This is a genomic window from Streptomyces sp. NBC_00090 (assembly GCF_045160815.1).
Taxonomy (GTDB): domain Bacteria; phylum Actinomycetota; class Actinomycetes; order Streptomycetales; family Streptomycetaceae; genus Streptomyces.
Genome location: NZ_CP108224.1, coordinates 7979823 through 7996734, shown reverse-complemented (window position 1 = coordinate 7996734; position 16912 = coordinate 7979823). Strand labels below are relative to the sequence as shown.

At 73.1% G+C, this 16912-nt stretch carries 17 protein-coding genes; 10 read left to right on the top strand and 7 right to left on the bottom strand.

The window, feature by feature from the left end; translation table 11 throughout:
• Positions 1-197 precede the first annotated feature (197 nt).
• Positions 198-1163, bottom strand: a complete 966-nt coding sequence (locus OG361_RS35610; protein WP_405860245.1) for a pirin family protein — start codon at positions 1161-1163, stop codon at positions 198-200.
• A gap of 103 nt (positions 1164-1266) precedes the next feature.
• Between OG361_RS35610 and OG361_RS35605 the strand changes: the two genes are divergently transcribed.
• From OG361_RS35605 to OG361_RS35590, 4 genes are all read left to right on the top strand, one after another.
• On the top strand, positions 1267-1611 hold the full coding sequence (locus OG361_RS35605; protein WP_405860243.1) for a tetratricopeptide repeat protein: 345 nt from the start codon (positions 1267-1269) through the stop codon (positions 1609-1611).
• A gap of 78 nt (positions 1612-1689) precedes the next feature.
• Entirely contained in the window at positions 1690-2142 is a 453-nt protein-coding gene (locus tag OG361_RS35600; protein ID WP_405860241.1) for a DUF6153 family protein, read from the top strand.
• A gap of 121 nt (positions 2143-2263) precedes the next feature.
• A complete protein-coding gene (locus tag OG361_RS35595; RefSeq protein WP_405860239.1) occupies positions 2264-2953 on the top strand; it encodes a DUF305 domain-containing protein in 690 nt (229 codons plus the stop codon).
• Positions 2954-3044: 91 nt separating this feature from the next.
• Positions 3045-3941, top strand: coding sequence for a F510_1955 family glycosylhydrolase (locus OG361_RS35590; protein ID WP_405860237.1), 897 nt, complete (start codon positions 3045-3047; stop codon positions 3939-3941).
• A gap of 97 nt (positions 3942-4038) precedes the next feature.
• Here OG361_RS35590 and OG361_RS35585 read toward each other — a convergent pair whose 3' ends face one another.
• Together OG361_RS35585 and OG361_RS35580 are read right to left on the bottom strand one after the other, a co-directional pair.
• The gene (locus tag OG361_RS35585) at positions 4039-5784 is read right to left on the bottom strand and encodes an amidohydrolase (RefSeq protein ID WP_405860235.1); all 1746 of its coding nucleotides are present in this window, start codon (positions 5782-5784) and stop codon (positions 4039-4041) included.
• Positions 5785-5845: 61 nt separating this feature from the next.
• Complete coding sequence (locus OG361_RS35580) at positions 5846-7243, bottom strand: purine-cytosine permease family protein (protein WP_405860234.1); 1398 nt, start codon at positions 7241-7243, stop codon at positions 5846-5848.
• Positions 7244-7400: 157 nt separating this feature from the next.
• Between OG361_RS35580 and OG361_RS35575 the strand changes: the two genes are divergently transcribed.
• Positions 7401-8036, top strand: coding sequence for a TetR/AcrR family transcriptional regulator (locus tag OG361_RS35575; RefSeq protein WP_405860232.1), 636 nt, complete (start codon positions 7401-7403; stop codon positions 8034-8036).
• Positions 8037-8043: 7 nt separating this feature from the next.
• Here OG361_RS35575 and OG361_RS35570 read toward each other — a convergent pair whose 3' ends face one another.
• Positions 8044-9573, bottom strand: coding sequence for a dihydrolipoyl dehydrogenase family protein (locus OG361_RS35570; RefSeq protein WP_405860230.1), 1530 nt, complete (start codon positions 9571-9573; stop codon positions 8044-8046).
• Positions 9574-9688: 115 nt separating this feature from the next.
• Between OG361_RS35570 and trxA the strand changes: the two genes are divergently transcribed.
• Positions 9689-10054, top strand: coding sequence for a thioredoxin (gene trxA, locus OG361_RS35565; protein WP_405860228.1), 366 nt, complete (start codon positions 9689-9691; stop codon positions 10052-10054).
• A 131-nt stretch (positions 10055-10185) separates the two neighbouring features.
• Here trxA and OG361_RS35560 read toward each other — a convergent pair whose 3' ends face one another.
• From OG361_RS35560 to OG361_RS35550, 3 genes are all read right to left on the bottom strand, one after another.
• Positions 10186-11373: a thiolase family protein gene (locus OG361_RS35560; RefSeq protein ID WP_405860226.1), complete on the bottom strand. Its 1188-nt coding sequence runs from the start codon at positions 11371-11373 to the stop codon at positions 10186-10188.
• A 144-nt stretch (positions 11374-11517) separates the two neighbouring features.
• On the bottom strand, positions 11518-11787 hold the full coding sequence (locus OG361_RS35555) for a hypothetical protein (protein ID WP_405860224.1): 270 nt from the start codon (positions 11785-11787) through the stop codon (positions 11518-11520).
• A gap of 17 nt (positions 11788-11804) precedes the next feature.
• Complete coding sequence (locus tag OG361_RS35550; protein WP_405860222.1) at positions 11805-12839, bottom strand: LacI family DNA-binding transcriptional regulator; 1035 nt, start codon at positions 12837-12839, stop codon at positions 11805-11807.
• 155 nt (positions 12840-12994) lie between these two features.
• Here OG361_RS35550 and OG361_RS35545 point away from each other — a divergent pair, with 155 nt between their 5' ends.
• The 4 genes from OG361_RS35545 (at position 12995) to OG361_RS35530 (ending at position 16847) form a co-directional block, all read left to right on the top strand.
• Positions 12995-14275, top strand: coding sequence for an MFS transporter (locus OG361_RS35545; RefSeq protein ID WP_405860220.1), 1281 nt, complete (start codon positions 12995-12997; stop codon positions 14273-14275).
• A 107-nt stretch (positions 14276-14382) separates the two neighbouring features.
• The gene (locus tag OG361_RS35540) at positions 14383-15090 is read left to right on the top strand and encodes an alpha/beta fold hydrolase (protein WP_405860218.1); all 708 of its coding nucleotides are present in this window, start codon (positions 14383-14385) and stop codon (positions 15088-15090) included.
• Positions 15091-15104: 14 nt separating this feature from the next.
• Positions 15105-15335 (top strand): hypothetical protein, encoded by a 231-nt coding sequence (locus OG361_RS35535; protein WP_267047192.1) that lies wholly within the window; start codon positions 15105-15107, stop codon positions 15333-15335.
• 81 nt (positions 15336-15416) lie between these two features.
• Positions 15417-16847: a flotillin family protein gene (locus tag OG361_RS35530; protein ID WP_405860216.1), complete on the top strand. Its 1431-nt coding sequence runs from the start codon at positions 15417-15419 to the stop codon at positions 16845-16847.
• The last annotated feature ends 65 nt before the right edge of the window (positions 16848-16912 follow it).

Here is a 16912-nt window from a genome sequence, read left to right as displayed (position 1 = left end):
GCGCCAGAAAAGGTCAGCAAAAGGTCGGCATCGGTCCGAGTAGGCCCTGCCGTACGCATCTGAACCTGAGAATCCACTCAACCCCTCCCGAGCCCAGCGGACCCTTGACCCACGGCCGAAAGGACGGCAGTCGATCAAGGGTTCCGCACAGCGGCCACCAGTCGAGCGCGACCCGTCCCGTCACACGTTTCCCAAGGTCAGCGCACTCGCCCGCGCGGCTTCAGCGGGGTGGCGGGGAGCTCCGGGGCGGACAGTCGGCCTCCGTCGTAGCCCTTGACCTCGCCGAAGCGGGTGGTGGTCATCCAGTCCTCCCTCGCCTGGCGGATCTCCTCGTCCGTGCGGCCCACGAAGTTCCACCACATCACGATCTCCTCCTCGAAGGGCTCGCCGCCGAGGAGCATCAGGCCCGCGTCCGAGAGGGCGCGGAGGGGGAGTTCGGTGCGGCCGCAGCCGAGGTACAGCATGGAGCCGGGCAGGACGGTGACGCCGTCGACCTGAGCCTCGCCCGACATGGAGAGGACCGCGTACTCGAAGTCGGGCTCCAGCGGGAGGCTCGTCTCGGCGCCGGCCGTCAGGGCCAGGTCGGCACCGACGAGGGGGGTGTACGTGGTGCCGGGCGAGGCGGCTCCGTCGAGGGCGCCGAGGATCACCGTGGCGGTGAGGCCCGGAGCCGTGACCCGGGGGAGGTCCGCGTGGTGCTGGAAGTGGGGCTCCACGTGCCGGTGCGCTTCGGGGAGCGCGACCCAGAGCTGCGCTCCGTGGAGGAAACGGGCGTGCGGCCGGGGGCTCTCCTCCGAGTGGGAGATCGCCCGGCCGGAGGTCATGAGGCCCAGCTCGCGCGGGCGGATCGTCTGGAGACTGCCGGTGGAGTCGCGGTGCAGGACCTCGCCCTCGTGGAGCCAGCTCACGGTCTGGAGCCCCATGTGCGGGTGGGGCGGGACCTGCATGCCCGGCTCGTCGGCGATGTCGTCGGGGCCGTAGTGGTCGACGAAGGCCCAGGCGCCGACCATCCGGCGGCCCAGGTTCGGGAGCAGTCGGCGGACCTCGGTCGACTCGCCGAGCCGGACGTGCCGGGGGCTGAGGAGCTCCCGTACGGGCTCGGCGACGACGAAGCCCCGGCCGCCGCACACCGTGAGCGCGGCCTGACGATCAAGATTGCTCATGACGCTCAACCTATCATTGTGGAATGTTCAACCATCCAGGCTTGTTGACCTGGTCGACCGTCACCCAGAGTGGCAGATCCGGGACCCCGGAGAGGAAGAGCAAGTGAGCGACACGTACTACGAGTTCGGAACGGCCGGGGAGCGCTGGGACCGCGCTCGGCTGTTCTTCGACGCGAAGGAGTACCGGACCGCCATCCGCATCCTCGGCGGCCTCGTCGCCGAGCACCCGGAGCAGACGGCGCAGCGGCTCCTCCTGGCGCGCGCCTACTACCACTCCGCCCAGCTCTCCCGGGCCGAGACCGAGTTGCGGGCCATCCTGGAGCGCGACCCGGTCGAGCACTACGCCCGGTTGATGCTCGGGCGCACGCTGGAGCGCCAGGGGCGCGCGGACGAGGCCGCGCCGCACCTCCGGATGGCCGCCGCGATGACGGGCGAGACCCTGTCCTGACGCCGCTCTGATACCCCTGCACGGTATGGTCGGGGCCAGGAGGTCCTGGCCTTGCGCACACGCCGAGCGGTACGCGGAATGCGAGCAGGAGGTGCCCTGGCGCACCTTCTGCTCGTCGTCGTACTCGCGCTCGGGGTGTTCCTGATGCATGCCGTCGGCCACCCGGAGGGCTCGGGCGGGACGACGACGGGCACGGCCTCGGCCGCGGGACACACGACCACGGGCGCGCACTCGAATGCTCCCCAGGACTCCCCCGGCGCCCAGGGTTCCCCTGACGCCCACGGCGCCCACGGCTCCGCCGACACCGACGGCTCCGACGCCCGGCACGATCCCGGCGCCGGGATGGACATGACGACACTCTGCGTGGCCGTCCTCGGCGCCTGGCTGCTCGCCGGGCTCGTCCGCGCCGCCCTGGCCCGGCGCCCCGACTGGCTGGCCGTCCTCCTCGCGCGGCTCGTCCCCGCGCTGGGACCGCACGCGCCGCCGCGCCGGCCCCCCGACCTCACCCTGCTGTCCGTGCTGCGGATCTAGGCCGAATCGCCACCGCGGGCGCCTCGCGCTGCCCGTGAACGCCTTCGACCCGTCATTTTCCGCTTCCACCCGTACGTACGAACACCCGTACCGTACGGACAGCACACGAGGTATCTCCCCTATGCGCACCTTCACGCACCGCACCGCCAAGAAGTTCGCCCTCGTCGGCGCCGTCGCCGCCACCGGGCTCCTGCTCTCCGCCTGCGGGACGGACGACGGCATGAGCGGCATGGGCCACGGCGGCACCTCCGCCTCGGCCTCGGCTCCCGCCACGGCCTCGGCCTCCGCGCCCGCCGACGGCTCCACCTCCCCGTCGGCCCCCGCGCCCGCCGCCGCCCCCGGCGCCTTCAACGACGCGGACGTCATGTTCGCCCAGATGATGATTCCCCACCACGAGCAGGCCCTGGAGATGGCGGAGCTCGCCGACGGCCGGGCCGAGGACCCCGGGGTCAAGAAGCTCGTCGCCGCGATCGAGCAGGCCCAGGACCCGGAGATCCGGAAGATGAAGTCCTGGCTCAAGGGCTGGGGCAGGCCCGAGTCCGCCGGTCACGGTGCCGGCGGCGGGGGCGGCCACGGCATGGCCGGGATGATGTCCGAGCAGGACATGAAGGAGCTGGCCGCCACCAAGGGCAAGGCCTTCGACCGGAAGTTCGCCGAGCTGATGATCGCCCACCACGACGGCGCCGTCGCCATGGCGAAGGAAGAGCAGAAGAACGGCCGCAACGCCACGGCGAAGCAGCTCGCCGACGACGTCGTCCGGACCCAGTCCACCGAGATCGCCGAGCTGCGGAAGATCCTCGACCGGCTCTGATCCCGGTTCCTTCCCCGCGCACCGCGGCCGGCCGGCCCTTCCCGGGGCCGGCCGGCCGACCCGTACCCTTCCACCCTCCGGCGAAAGAACGATGAAGAAGTACTTCCCCGGGCCCGCGGCCACCGCCGCCGTCACCGCCCTCTCCCTCGCCCTCACCCTGACCGCCTGCTCCCAGGAGGCACCCGCCGACGACTCCCGCGACGGCTCCCCCGGCGGCGCCCTCAGCCACATCCACGGCCTCGGCGCGCGCGGCGACACGCTCTACGTCGCCACCCACGACGGCGTCCATACCCCGGACGCCACCGGCCGACCGGTGCGGGTCGGCGACCGGCGGGACGACTTCATGGGCTTCACGATCACCGCCACGGGCACCTTCCTCGCGAGCGGACACCCGGCTCCCGGCGCCGGCGGACCGGCCGACCTCGGCCTCGTCGAGTCGACGGACTCCGGCCTGACCTGGCGCGAGAAGTCCCTCGGCGGCGAGGTGGACTTCCACTCCCTCGACACCGCCCCCGATTCCACGGTCTACGGATACGACAGCGCGAACGGCCTCCTGCGGGTCAGCCCCGACGGCGTCACCTGGGAGGACCGCGCCGCGCTGCGCGCCCTCGACATCGCCGTCTCGCCCGCCGCCCCGGGTACGGTCCTCGCCACCACCGAGACCGGGGTGGCCCGCAGCACGGACGGCGGCAGGACCTTCGCCGCCGCCGATGGCCGGCTCCTCTCGTACGTCTCCTGGGGCGCTCCCGACGCCCTGTTCGGCGTCGATCCGAGCGGCGTCCTCTTCCGCGGTACGGATACGGGGCCGGGCGCGGGCATCCGCTGGGCCCGGGTCTCCGTGGTCCCCGGCGGGGCGCCGCAGGCGCTCACGGTCGTGGACGCCCGCCGGCTGCTCGCCGCCACCCAGGACGGGGTGTACGAGTCGCGGGACGGCGGGCGGACCTTCGAACGGCGGGTCACGGTGACCTCCGGGTCCGACGGCCACTGAGCCGGCCCACGGCGCCCGCCTACCCACCGGCCCACCGGGCGCCCCGCCTACCCACCGGCGTCCGCCTACCCGCCGGCCCGCCGGCGCCCGCACGGCCTCACCCCTGGCGGCGCTCCACCACCACCTCGCCGCCGACCACGACCGCCTCCGCCACCGTGCCCGGGATCTCCTCGGGCGCGATGCGGAGGATGTCGCGGGAGAGGACGACGAAGTCGGCGAGCTTGCCGACCGTCAGCGAACCCCGTTCGTCCTCCAGGAAGCTGGCGTAGGCGGAGCCCATCGTGTAGCCCTCGACGGCGGCGACGACGTCGATCGTCTCGCCCGCCGTCCAGGGCTCCCCGCCGCCGAGCGGGCGGCGGGTGACGGCCGCGTGGATGCCCACCATGGGATCCATCTCCGCGACGTTCCAGTCGCTGGAGAGCGCGAGGACCGCCCCCGCCGCGCGCAGGCTGCGCAGGGGCCAGGCCTTGTGCCAGCGTTCGGGGCCGACGTTCTCGGCCCAGTCCTTGCCGGGGCCCGCGATGTCGGGGGCGGCGTGCCGGGGCTGCATGCAGGCGACGACGCCGAGCTCGGCGAAGCGGGGCGTGTCGGCCGGGTCGAGGCACTCGACGTGGACGACCTGGTGGCGGGCGTCGCGCGGCCCGTTGGCGGCGCGGGCGACGGCGACGGCGTCGAGGACGGTGCGGATGCCCCGGTCGCCGGTGGCGTGGACGAAGCACTGGAAGCCGCGCGCGTCGAGGCGGGTGAGCAGCCCGGCGAACTCCTCGGCCGGGTAGAAGGTGTCCCCGCGGTGGTGGGAGCAGCCGGCGTACGGCTCCAGGAGGGCGGCCGTGCGGGGTTCGACGACGTCGTCGATGTACAGCTTGAGCGGGCCGACGCGCAGCCGGTCGTCCGCGAACTCCGCTGCCGCCGCCTCGAACGCGTCGAGGTCCTCGTCGGTGGTGCCGCGCGGGTGGAAGAGCGCGGCGACGATCCGTGAGCGCAGCCGGCCCTCGGCGCGGGCGCGCTGGAAGAGGGCCAGGTCGTCGAGGGAGTTCTGGGGTTCGACGACGGTGGTGATGCCGTAACCGATGGCGTCGTCCAGGCTCTTGGCGAGGCGGCCGTACTGCCGGTCGGCCGATGCCCAGGGGACGCCGAGCTCGCGCAGGGCGCGGTGGCCGTCGCGGGAGAGGCCCTTGATGGCGAAGTCCTTGACGAATCCGGTGGGTTCGCCCGTGGCCGGGTCGGTGACGGCCCGGCCGAAGGGCAGGTCGGTGTGGTCGCGGTCGACGCCGAGGCGGTGGAGGGCTGCGGTGTTGAGCCAGGCGGTGTGCACGTCGTAGCTGAGGACGACGGCGGGGGTGTCGCCGGTGGCCGGGTCGAGGTCGGCGGCGGTGGGCATCCGTCCGCCGGGGACGGCCGAGTAGTCGAAGGCCTCGGCCTCGATCCACTCGGCGTCGGGGTGCGCGGCGTGCCAGGAGCGGATCCGCTCGTGGACGGCGTCGAGGGTGCGGGCGCCGGCGAGCTGGACGCAGGCGTCGTCGGAGCCGAGGCGGACGTGGTTGTGGGCGTCGACGAAGCCGGGCAGGACGAGGCGCCCGCCGGCGTCGAGGACCCGGGTGCCGGGTCCGGTCCAGGCGCCCGCCTCGGCGTCGGAGCCGATCCAGACGATGCGTCCGGCGCGGACGGCGAGGGCCTCCGCCTCGGGGAGCGCGGGGTCGACGGTGTGGACGCGGGCCCCGACGAGGACGAGATCGGCGGGGGCGGGGAGTTCCTGAGGGGCGGGGGCAGGGACGGGAGCGGGGGCGGTGGCGGCTGCGGGGGCGGTGGCGGGAGCGGTGGCGGCTGCGGTGGTGCTGTTCATGCGGGGTGGCTCCGTGACGTACATGGGTGGTGCGGAGGGTGTGACGAGGGCGGGAGGGGTGTCAGGGGCGGGCCGGGGCGACGGTGCGGCGCGCGAGGAGGACGTAGACGAGGGCGGAGACGACCGCTCCGAGCAGCGTGAGGTCCGCGCCGCCGAGCGGGGCGACCAGGGGGCCCGTCCACAGTTCGGAGTCGCAGGTGAGCGCGGAGAAGAGGAGGCCCGCGAGGAGTGCGGTGAGGCCGGCCGGGTGCCAGCCCGAGCGGTACCAGTAGGCGCCGCCCGGGCCCGCGTGCAGGGCGGCGGAGTCGTAGGCGCAGCGCCTGAGCACCATGTCGGCGAGGAAGACCCCGCCCCAGGGGGCGAAGACGATGATCAGGAGGGAGAGGAAGGAGAGGAGCGATGTGGTGAAGTCGGTGAGGAAGAGGGCGCCGAGGGAGCCCGCGCCGGTCACGGCGGCGCTGATGACGATGGCCCGCGCCCGGCTCCACGGGATGCCGAGGACCTGGAGGTTCAGGCTCGACGAGTAGAGCGTGATGATCGAGTTGGTGACCGAGCCGCCGAGGACGAGGGCGAGGAAGAGGGGCTGGAACCAGCCGGGGAGCAGGCTCTCGGTGCCCGCCACCGCGTCGGTCATGTCGGCCTGTGTCGCGGCGGCCACTCCGGCGACGCCCAGGGCGACGGAGGAGAGGAAGCCGCCGAGCGCGCCGCTGAGGGTGACGGCCCTGAGGGAGGTCGTGCGGGGCAGGTAGCGGGTGTAGTCGGCGGGCATGGGGAGGTACGAGAAGGGGCCGGCGAGCATGACGACGAAGGCGAGGCTCCAGCCGGAGGCTCCGGGCGCGGCGGAGGGGGCGGAGGTGTCGGCGCCGGGGAGTACGAGGACGAGGAGCACGGCGAAGCCGACGGCGAGGACGTAGGCCATCCAGCGTTCGGCGAACTGGACGGTGGCGTGGCCCCAGAGGGCGACGGCGAAGGTCAGCGCGAGGGTGACGGCGAGCGCGAGGGCCCTGGGGGCGTGTCCGCCGTGCCAGCCGAGGTCGGCGAAGAAGGCTTCGAGCGCGAGGGTGCCGACCACGGTGTTGACGACGGTGTAGCCGATGCTGACGATCCAGTTCAGCAGGCCGGCGGGCCAGTTCCCGCGGATGCCGAAGGCGGCCCGGGAGATCACGAGGGTCGCGGTGCCGGTGCGCACCCCGCCGAGTCCCGCCGCGCCGATGGCGAGGAAGGAGAGGCCGCCGAGTACGACGACGGCGGTGGCCTGCCAGAAGGAGAGCCCGAAGGCGACGGCGAGGGCGCCGTTGATGACATAGGTGAACGTGAGGTTCGAGCCGAACCAGAGCCAGAAGACGTCCTTGGCGCTGCCGTGCCGTTCGGCGTCGGGGATGGGGTCGATCCCGTGCTCCTCGACCTGGAAGACCTCGTCCCGGCCCGTGGTCACGGGCGCCGTCTCGTGTCCGAGCACATCGCACTCCTGTCTTGAATGCTGTTCTAAGTTTTAGAACGGCATTCAAGATGTGCGATAGGTTCAGGCCACGTCAAGACCTTCGGAGGTTGCGGTTAAGGTCGATCTCGCGCACAGAGGAAACAGCGAACGGGAACAGAGAACGGGGACGGCGGCGGTGGCAGGGGCGGCACGACGGCGGGACGGGCACGTCACCCAGGAGCGGATGCTGGAGGAGGCCATGACGGCGATCGCCGAGGACGGCCTCGCCTCGCTCACCATGGCGGCGCTCGCGGAGCGGCTCGGCACGAGCGGCGGCCACATCCTGTACTACTTCGGCAGCAAGGACCTGCTGCTGCTCGCCGCCCTCCGGTGGAGCGAGGCGGCGCTCGCCGAGGAGCGGCGCGCCCTGCTGGCCCGGCGGGTCACGGCCGAGCGCAAGCTCGACCTCTTCCTCCGGCTCTATCTGCCGCGCGGGCCCCGCGACCCGCGCTGGACGCTGTGGATCGAGCTCTGGGCGCGCACGCCCGGCAACGCCGCGCTGCGCGAGGCCCAGGACGAGCTGGACCGGGGCTGGCAGGAGGACCTGGAGTCGCTGCTCGCGGCGGGGGTCGCCCGGCGACGCTTCGCACCACTGGACACGACCGCCCGCGCCTCCGAACTCCTGGCCCTGCTCGACGGGTTGAGCACCCGGGTCGTCCTGGGCCAGGAGTCCGGCCGGGACCCGCGACCCGCCCTGGAGGCGGCACGCGCGGCGGCGCGGCTGCTGATCGCCCCGTACGCCTCCGACCCGCTTGAGGGGCAAGGGGCGTGACGGGGCGTCAGCCCCGGTAGGCCTCCAGGAGGCGGAGCCACACCTCGCTCAGCGTCGGGTAGGACGGTACGGCGTGCCACAGGCGGGCGATCGGGACCTCGCCGACGACGGCGACCGTGGCCGAGTGGACGAGTTCACCGATCCCGGGGCCCACGAAGGAGGCACCGAGGACGACCTCCCGGTCGAGGTCGACGACCATCCGGGCGTGACCCCGGTAGCCCTGGGCGTAGAGCCCGGCCCCGGCGACCTGCCGCATGTCGACGTCGACGGCCCGGACCCGGTGACCCGCGCGCTCGGCCTCGGCCAGGGTGAGGCCGACGGCGGCCGCCTCGGGATCGCAGAAGACCACCTGCGGGACGGCGGCGTGGTCGGCGGTGGCCGCGTGCGGACCCCAGCGCTCCTCGTGCGCCGCCTCCGGGGCGCCGTTCGCGTCCCCGTCCCTGCCCCCGTCCCCGCCCCCGCCCCCGCCCTGGGCGCCGTTCGCCCGCGCGGCGATCGCCGCACCGGCGATCCGGGCCTGGTACTTGCCCTGGTGGGTCAGGAGGGCGCGGTGGTTGACGTCCCCGACCGCGTAGAGCCAGTCGCTGCCGGTGACCCGCAGGCTGTCGTCCACGGCGAGCCAGGAGCCCGGTTCCAGGCCGACCGTCTCCAGGCCGATGTCCTCGGTGCGCGGGGCCCGTCCGGTCGCGAAGAGCACCTCGTCGCCCTCGACGTGGTCGCCGCCCTCCAGGACCACGGTCACCGGGCCTTTGCCCCCGTCGCGTACGACCGCGGCGACCCGGACGCCGGTGCGGATGTCCGCGCCGCGCGCGGCGAGGGCCTCGGCGACGCGCTCGCCGACGAACGGCTCCATGCGGGGCAGCAGGCCCCCGCCGCGTACCAGCTGCGTGACCTTCGCGCCCAGGGCCTGCCAGGCGGTGGCCATCTCCACGCCGACCACTCCCCCGCCGACCACGATCAGCCGGCCGGGCACCCGGCCGGAGCTCGTCGCCTCACGGCTGGTCCAGGGCCTGGCTCCGGGCAGACCGGGCAGGTCGGGGAGGACGGCGCGGCTGCCGGTGCAGACGGCGACCGCGTGCCGGGCGGTGAGCACGTGCTCGTCACCCTCGGGCCCGGTGACGGCGACCCGGCGGGGACCGAGGAGACGGCCGTGGCCCCGGAAGACCCGTGCGCCGATCGAATCCAGCCACTCGACCTGGCCGTCGTCCTTCCAGTGCCCGACGACCTCGTCCCGGTGGCTGAAGACCTCCAGGGCGTCGAGCGGCCCGTAGACCGACTCGCGCAGCCCGGCGACCTTGCGGGCGTCGGAGCGGGCGAGCGCGGGGCGGAGGAGCGCCTTGCTGGGCATGCACGCCCAGTACGAGCACTCGCCGCCGATCAGCTCGCTCTCGACGACCGCGACGCTGAGGCCGGCCGCCCGCACCCGGTCGACGACGTTCTCGCCGACCGGTCCCGCCCCGAGGACCACCACGTCGTACGTGCTCTCCGACCCGTGTCCGTGCCCCGGCCCCTGTCCCTGTTCCACCGTTCGCGTCATGGGCAACAGTCTGCTGGCAGCGGTCCGGAATAGCTCGGCTCACTACGCCGTTGTGCCGGGCGAGTCCCCAGGGGACCGTGAGGACACCACCAGGAGACCCCGAAAGGTAGGAAGCATGAGCACCGTAGAGCTCACCAAGGACAACTTCGACGAGGTCGTCAGCGGGAACGCGTTCGTCCTGATCGACTTCTGGGCTTCCTGGTGCGGTCCCTGCCGTCAGTTCGGCCCGATCTTCGAGGCCGCCTCCGAGCGGCACGAGGACCTGGTCTTCGCGAAGGTGGACACGGAGGCGCAGCAGGAGCTGGCCGCCGCGTTCGAGATCCGCTCGATCCCGACGCTGATGATCGTGCGGGACAACGTGGCCGTGTTCGCGCAGCCGGGCGCGCTGCCGGAGACCGCTCTGGAGGACGTCATCGGGCAGGCCCGCAAGCTGGACATGGACGAGGTCCGCAAGTCCGTCGAGGCCGCGCAGCAGCAGTGACCCCGTGCGAGAGGGGTACGGGAGGCTCTCCCGTACCCCTCTCGTCGTGTTTCCGGGACCGGCGCTCCGGGATGTCCCGCAGCGCCGGGCCCGAGGCTCCGGGGCCCTTGCGCTCGGGCACTCCGACCCGGTCAGCGCTCCAGGACGAGCGCGAGGCCCTGGCCGACGCCGATGCAGAGCGCGGCGAGTCCCGTGCCCGAGCCCGCCGCGGCGAGCTGGTGCGCCACGGATCCGGCGAGGCGGGCGCCGGACGCGCCCAGCGGGTGACCGATGGCGATCGCGCCGCCGCGCGGGTTGACGATCTCCCGGTCGAGTTCCGGCCATTCGGCGAGGCAGCCGAGCGCCTGGGCCGCGAAGGCCTCGTTGAGCTCGAAGGTCGTCAGGTCCGCGAAGGAACGTCCCGCCTTCTCCAGCGCGCGGCGGACCGCCGCCACCGGGCCGAGGCCGAAGAGCTGGGGCTCGATGCCGGTGACCGCCGACGTACGGATGCGGGCGAGCGGCTCGCGGCCCGTCTCGCGCAGCCCCTCCTCGTCCACGAGGAGCAGGGCGGCGGCGCCGTCGTTGAGCGGCGAGGAGTTGCCCGCGGTGACGGTGCCGCCCGTGGGGCGGAAGGAGGGCTTGAGCTTGGCGAGCGCCTCCATGGACGTGGCGTCGCGGATGCACTCGTCCCGGGCCAGGTCCACCCCCGTGTACGGGACGACCTCGTCGTCGTACAGCCCCTTGGCCCAGGCCTCGGCGGCCTTGCGGTGGCTGGCGAGCGCGAAGGCGTCCTGCTGGTCGCGGGTGATGCCGTGCTTGTCGGCGACGAGCTCCGCGCCCTCGCCGAGGGCGACCGTCCACTCGGCCGGCATCCGCGGGTTGGTCATGCGCCAGCCCAGGGTCGTCGAGTGGAGCTGCTGGTGGCCGGCGGGGAAGGCCCGCTCGGGCTTCTGCAGGACCCACGGGGCGCGGGACATGGACTCGACGCCGCCGGCGATGGCGACGGACGCGTCGCCGAGGGCGACGGCCCGGGCGGCCTGGATGACGGCCTCCATGCCGGAGCCGCAGAGCCGGTTGACGGTGACGCCGGGGACGGTGACGGGCAGTCCGGCGAGCAGGACGGCCATCCTGGCCACGTCGCGGTTGTCCTCGCCGGCGCCGTTGGCGTCGCCGAAGTACACGTCGTCGACGCGTGCCGGGTCGAGCGCGGGCGAGCGGTCGACGAGCGCCTTCACCACGTGGGCGGCGAGGTCGTCGGGGCGCACCCGGGCGAGCGCGCCCCCGAACTTCCCGATCGGTGTGCGGACGGCGTCGACGATGTAGACGTCGCGGATGCTCATCGGTTCTCTCCCACGTGACCTTCGGAACGACTCTGTTCGCCTGGTGAGGAAACTTTCGTTTCCGGCGTGCGCGCCGAGTCTGGGCCCGACGCGGCACCGTGTCAACGGGCCTCTTCCGGCCGGGCCGGAGGGGAGAGTGCCAGGTCAGCCGCGCGGCGCCGGGCGGACGAGGGCCGTGAGTCCGTAGTCGAGTTCACGGCCGTCGACGAGCAGGGCCTCGACCGTCCGCGTCTCGGGGTCGATGTCGGCCACGATGCCGTGTCCCTCGTAGATCGGGTAACCGGAGGAGCCGTGCCGTCCCGTGGCCGAGACGACGGCCGTGCGGACGGCGCTGTCCTCCACGGACGCGTCGCCGCGGTCCTCGACGTGCTCGGACACCAGCATGATCTCGAAGCGCTTCGGAACTGTGCTCATGCACCGACGCTAAGCGTTCAGCTGGACTCCCGCCGGACGACCCGCGAGTCCAGCAGGGGGCGGGACCGGGGCGGGACGGCCTCGTCCCGCACGGCGCGGTCGACCAGTTCGGCCAGTTCCCGGCCGAGGACCATGTCGATGTGGACGGTGCTCAGCCGCGGCCGCAGCAGCCGGCCGAGGAGCAGGTCGTCGGCGCCGACGACGGCGGTCTCACCGGGTACGGAGATCCCGGCGTCCTGGAGCGCCCGCATCAGGAGCATCGCGTACTCGTCGTTGTAGGCGAACACGGCGTCGAGCCCCAGCTCGCGCCACCGCCCGGCGAGCGCCTCCGCCGAGGCCTCCTCGTACCGCAGGGGCAGGGGGACGACGGTGGCGCCGGTGCCCTCGGCCGCGCGCCGGGCGCCGTCGAGGCGGGGCTGCGAGAACATCCCGAGGCCCGGCTCCTCGGGCACGACGACGCCGATCCGGCGCCGGCCGCTCTCGACCAGGTGGGCGGTGGCGACCTCGCCGACCCGCCCCTGGTCCATGACCAGGGAGTGGGTGCCCTCGACCTGCTGGGTGCCGAGGGTGATCACGGCGCGGGCGCCGGACCGCTTGAGGAGCTCGACCGCCTGTTCCGTGAGCTCGACCTCGCCGAGCGAGACCACGGCGACCGGCCGCAGCTCGGCCCAGGCGCGGGCCGCCTCGTCGGACTTCAGTCCGACGCTGCCGTACTGCACCACCGTGTAGTCGAGGCGCCGCAGCTCCCACTGGAGGTCGCTGAAGAACTGGCTGTAGAGCGGACCCACGGGGATGTGGGCGCTCGGCAGCAGCACCATTCTGCTGTGGCCTGCGCGCAGGCTGCGGGCCGCCGCGTGGGGCACGTATCCCAGCTCCTCGGCCGCCTCGCGCACCCGGCGGCGGGTGGGCTCGCTGATGCGGACGGCCGAGGTGTTGTTCAGCACGTACGAGACGGTGGCCCGGGAGACGCCGGCGAGGCGCGCGACATCGGCACTGGTGGGGACCGCACGCCCGGTGGGGCGCTCGGGGGACTGTTCGGTTGACTGGCTCATCGCTCCGGCATCTTTCCAGAACAATCCGGCACGGGGTCTGGCGGATGGCCGGATTCGAGTGCTACACAGTGCTCACACGCGTCACTGACACGTGTAACTCTATCGTTGAATCCGCTCCTCGCCCCCTCATCGGGCGATCTCCCCAGGAGGGCAAAGTGGCCCTTTCCTCCCCCGGAACCGGCTCCGGCACCGGCACCGCCGGTCCCTGCGCCGGTACGGCCGGCCCCGACTCCCCCGCGGCAGGCCGGCCGACGCGGGGCCTGCTGCCCCTGCTGCTCGCCGGAAACACGGCGATGTACGCCCTGTACATCGGCGTGCCCGGCATGCTCCTCGCGCTCCAGATCGAGTCCATCGACCCGGCGAACAAGGTCGCGAACTTCGGCCTCGTCTCCGGCATATCGGCGATCTTCGCGACCGTCTTCAACCCGGTCGCGGGTGCCCTCTCGGACCGCTCGGGGCGGCGCAACCCGTGGATCCTGGCCGGCGGCCTGCTCGCCCTCCCGGTGATGCTGCTCCTCGGCAGCGTCGACACGATCCTGCTGGTCACGATCGCCTGGTGCCTCGGCCAGGCCGTCATGAACATCTACCAGGCGGCCATCACCTCCGTGGTGCCCGACCGGGTCCCGACGGCCTCGCGCGGCAAGGCCTCGGCCGCCGTCGGCCTCGGGCTGCCCATCGGCTCGACGATCGGCGCCCTCGTCGGCGCCGCCTTCTCCGACGACTACCGCACCGGCTACCTCGTCTTCGGCGCGATCGTCGCCGGCACGGCCGTGCTGTTCAGCGCCTGCGCCCGCGAGGAGCGCATGCCCCCGAAGGCCCCGCTGCCGGTCAGGCGGCAGATCGCCGCGTTCGGCAGCGCCCTCAAGGACCACGACTTCCGCTGGGCGTTCATCGGCCGGGCCCTGTTGATCCTCGGCTACTTCGCGGTGGCCGGATTCCAGCTGTACATCCTCAAGGACCACACCGAGCTGCCCGCCGGGCTCGCCCCCGAGGAGGCCGTGGCCATCCTCATGCCGCTCAACGCGGTCGCCATGGTGATCTCCACCGTGCTCGGCGGCTGGCTGTCCGACCGATACGACCGGCGCAAGCTCTTCGTGGGCGCCTCCGCCGCGCTCGCCGCCGTCGCCCTCGTCATCCCGGCCGTCTCCACCAGCTGGACCGCGATGCTCGCCTTCTCGATCGTCAACGGTCTCGGCTTCGGCTGCTACATGGCCGTCGACACCGCCCTGGTGACCATGGTCCTGCCCAAGGCCGAGGACGCGGCCCGGGACATGGGCGTCCTCAACGTCGCCAACGCGGGCCCGCAGATCGTCGCCCCGTTCGTGGCCTCGCTCGTCGTCTCGCTGAGTGGCGGATACACCGCCCTGTTCGTGCTCGGCGCCGTACTGTCGGTGCTCGGCGCGCTGGCCGTGCGCCCCATCCGCAGCGTGCGCTGACCGACCGGTCGGCCCCCGCCCGGGGGTGTCCGGCGGATCAGGGCCTGCCGATGCCCCTGATCCGCGGGACACCCCCATAGCCGTCAGAGAGTCAGAGAGGCAGCACCGTGCGCCTGCACACCACCACGTGGGGATCCGGTGACCGGATCGCCCTGCTCGTCCACGGCCTCATGGCCGACCACCGCACCTGGCGGCGGGTCGGACCGGCCCTCGCGTCACGGGGCTACCGGGTGATCGCCGTGGACCTGCGGGGGCACGGGGTGAGCGGGCGGGCCGCGGGTCCGGAGGAGTACCGGCCGCAGGACTACGCCGACGATCTCGTCGAAACCCTCCCGGCGGGCGCCGAGTTGGCCGTCGGGCACTCCCTCGGCGGGCTCGCCCTGGTCCGGGCCGTGGAGCGCCTCGCGCCCGCTCGCGCGGTGTACTCCGACCCGGCCTGGCACCTGCGGCGCGGCCCCGACGGATACGTGCCCGAGCTCTTCGTCCGGGGAAAGTCCCTCACCCGGGGCCTCGTGAAGGGGTTCAACCCGCGCTGGTCGGACGAGGACCTCGACACCGAGATGGAGGCGGTACGCGTCTGGGACGAGCGCTCGGCGTACGGTCTGGTCGACGTCACCGGCACGGACATGTGGCCGGTACGGCCCGCCGTCCCCTCCCTCGTCACGCTCGCCGACCCCAGCCTGCTGATCTCCGCCGACGACGCCAGGATGCTGGAGGGGCGCGGCTTCACCCTCCGTACCGTCGCGGGCGCCGGACACACCATCCACCGGGACGACTTCGAAGGGTTCATGTCCGCGCTGGACGACTGGATCTGACGTACCGTTCACCCATGGACGACGCGTCGATGGACTCCTCGATGGTGGGACTGCTCGGCCGGGTGACCGGCACGGTCGGGCCCGGTCTCGTCGGCGAGGTGATCGTCCGGATCCGGGGCGGCGCCGAGCACTTCCTCGCCTACCCGGCCTCGCCGAAGGAACGGATCGAGACCGGGACGGTCGTGATGGTCATGGAACATCTCCCTCCACGCACCGTCTATGTCACAGCCGCGTACGACAGTTGACCGAACCGTTGAGTGGCGCCCGTCACGGGCGCACACTCCCTTCACCGGGTCCGCACGGCTCCGGTGAAGGGGGAACTGCCCATGGGAATCGGCATTCTGGCGGGCGTCGTCGTCGGCGCCTTCGTCCTTCTCGTCATCGTCTTCAAAATGATGTGGCGCGTCGCGGAACCCAACGAGGCGCTGATCATCTCCGGTTCCAACCACAAGAACGAGGGCCTCGGCGCGGGGATGGGGTTCCGGATCGTCACCGGTCGCGGCACCCTGGTGATGCCCGGCGTCCAGGCGGTGCGCAAGCTCTCTCTCGACCTCAACGAGACCCAGCTGTCCGTCGAGTGCGTCACCCACCAGGGCATTCCGCTCAAGGTCCGCGGTGTGGTGATCTTCAAGGTCGGCGACGACTTCGTGTCGATCGCCAACGCCGCCCGCCGCTTCCTCGACCAGCAGAAGCTGATGTCGGAGCGGGTGCACATCGTCTTCGCCGGTCATCTCCGCGCCATCGTCGGCGGGTTGACCGTGGAGGACATGATCCGTGACCGGGAGAAGCTGACCGGGCAGGCCCGTTCGGCCTGTGGCACGGAGATGGAGAAGCTCGGCCTGATCGTCGACTCGCTGCAGATCCACGAGATCGAGGACCCGACCGGGTACATCAAGAACCTGGCCGCCCCGCACGCGGCCGCCGTCCAGCGGGACGCGCGGATCGCCCAGGCGGAGGCGAACCGGCGGGCGACCGAGGCCGAGCAGATGGCCGCGGCACGCATGTCGGAGGCGACCCGCGACAGCGAGATCCTCCAGGCCGGCTACCAGGCCGAGCGGGACCAGGCCTCGGCCAAGGCCCGACAGGCCGGCCCGCTCGCCGACGCGGCCTCGCGCCAGGAGGTCGTGGTCCAGGAGACCCGGGTGGCCGAGCTGGAGGGCCACCGCAAGGAGCAGCAGCTCCAGGCGGAGGTCCGCAAGCCGGCCGACGCCATGGCCTACGAGACCCGGACGCTGGCCGCGGCCGAGCGTGACGCCCGGATCTCGGCGGCCGAGGCCGACGCGAAGGAGACCGAGCTGGCGAGCGCGGCCAAGGCGACGGCGACCCGGCTCACCGGCGAGGCGGAGGCGGCGGCGCAGCACGCGAAGGGGCTCGCGGTCGCCGAGGCGACCCGGGCGAAGGGTCTGGCGGAGGCCGAGGCGATCAAGGCACGTGCGGCGGCGCTCGCCGAGAACCAGGAGGCCGTCGTCGCCCAGCAGCTGGCCGAGAAGTGGCCGGAGATCGTCTCGGCCGGCGCGTCGGCCTTCGGGAACGTGGACCAGATGGTGCTGCTCAACGGCGCCGACGGGATGGCGGACGTGTTCGCCAAGGCGCTCACCATGGGCGGGACCGGTCTCGGTCTGGCCCGGCAGCTGCTCTCCACCATGAACCCGGGGGCGCAGGAGCGGCTGGGCGTTCCGCCGGCCCGGTCGGAGGAGCGCGTGGAGAGCGCAGAGAGAGTGGAGAGCGTGGAGATCACGGTCGGCGACGCGGAGTAACCGCGGGCGGTCGGTCAGCGCACGGGCCCGGCGCCTTCACGGCGCCGGGCCCGTCCGTGCGATCC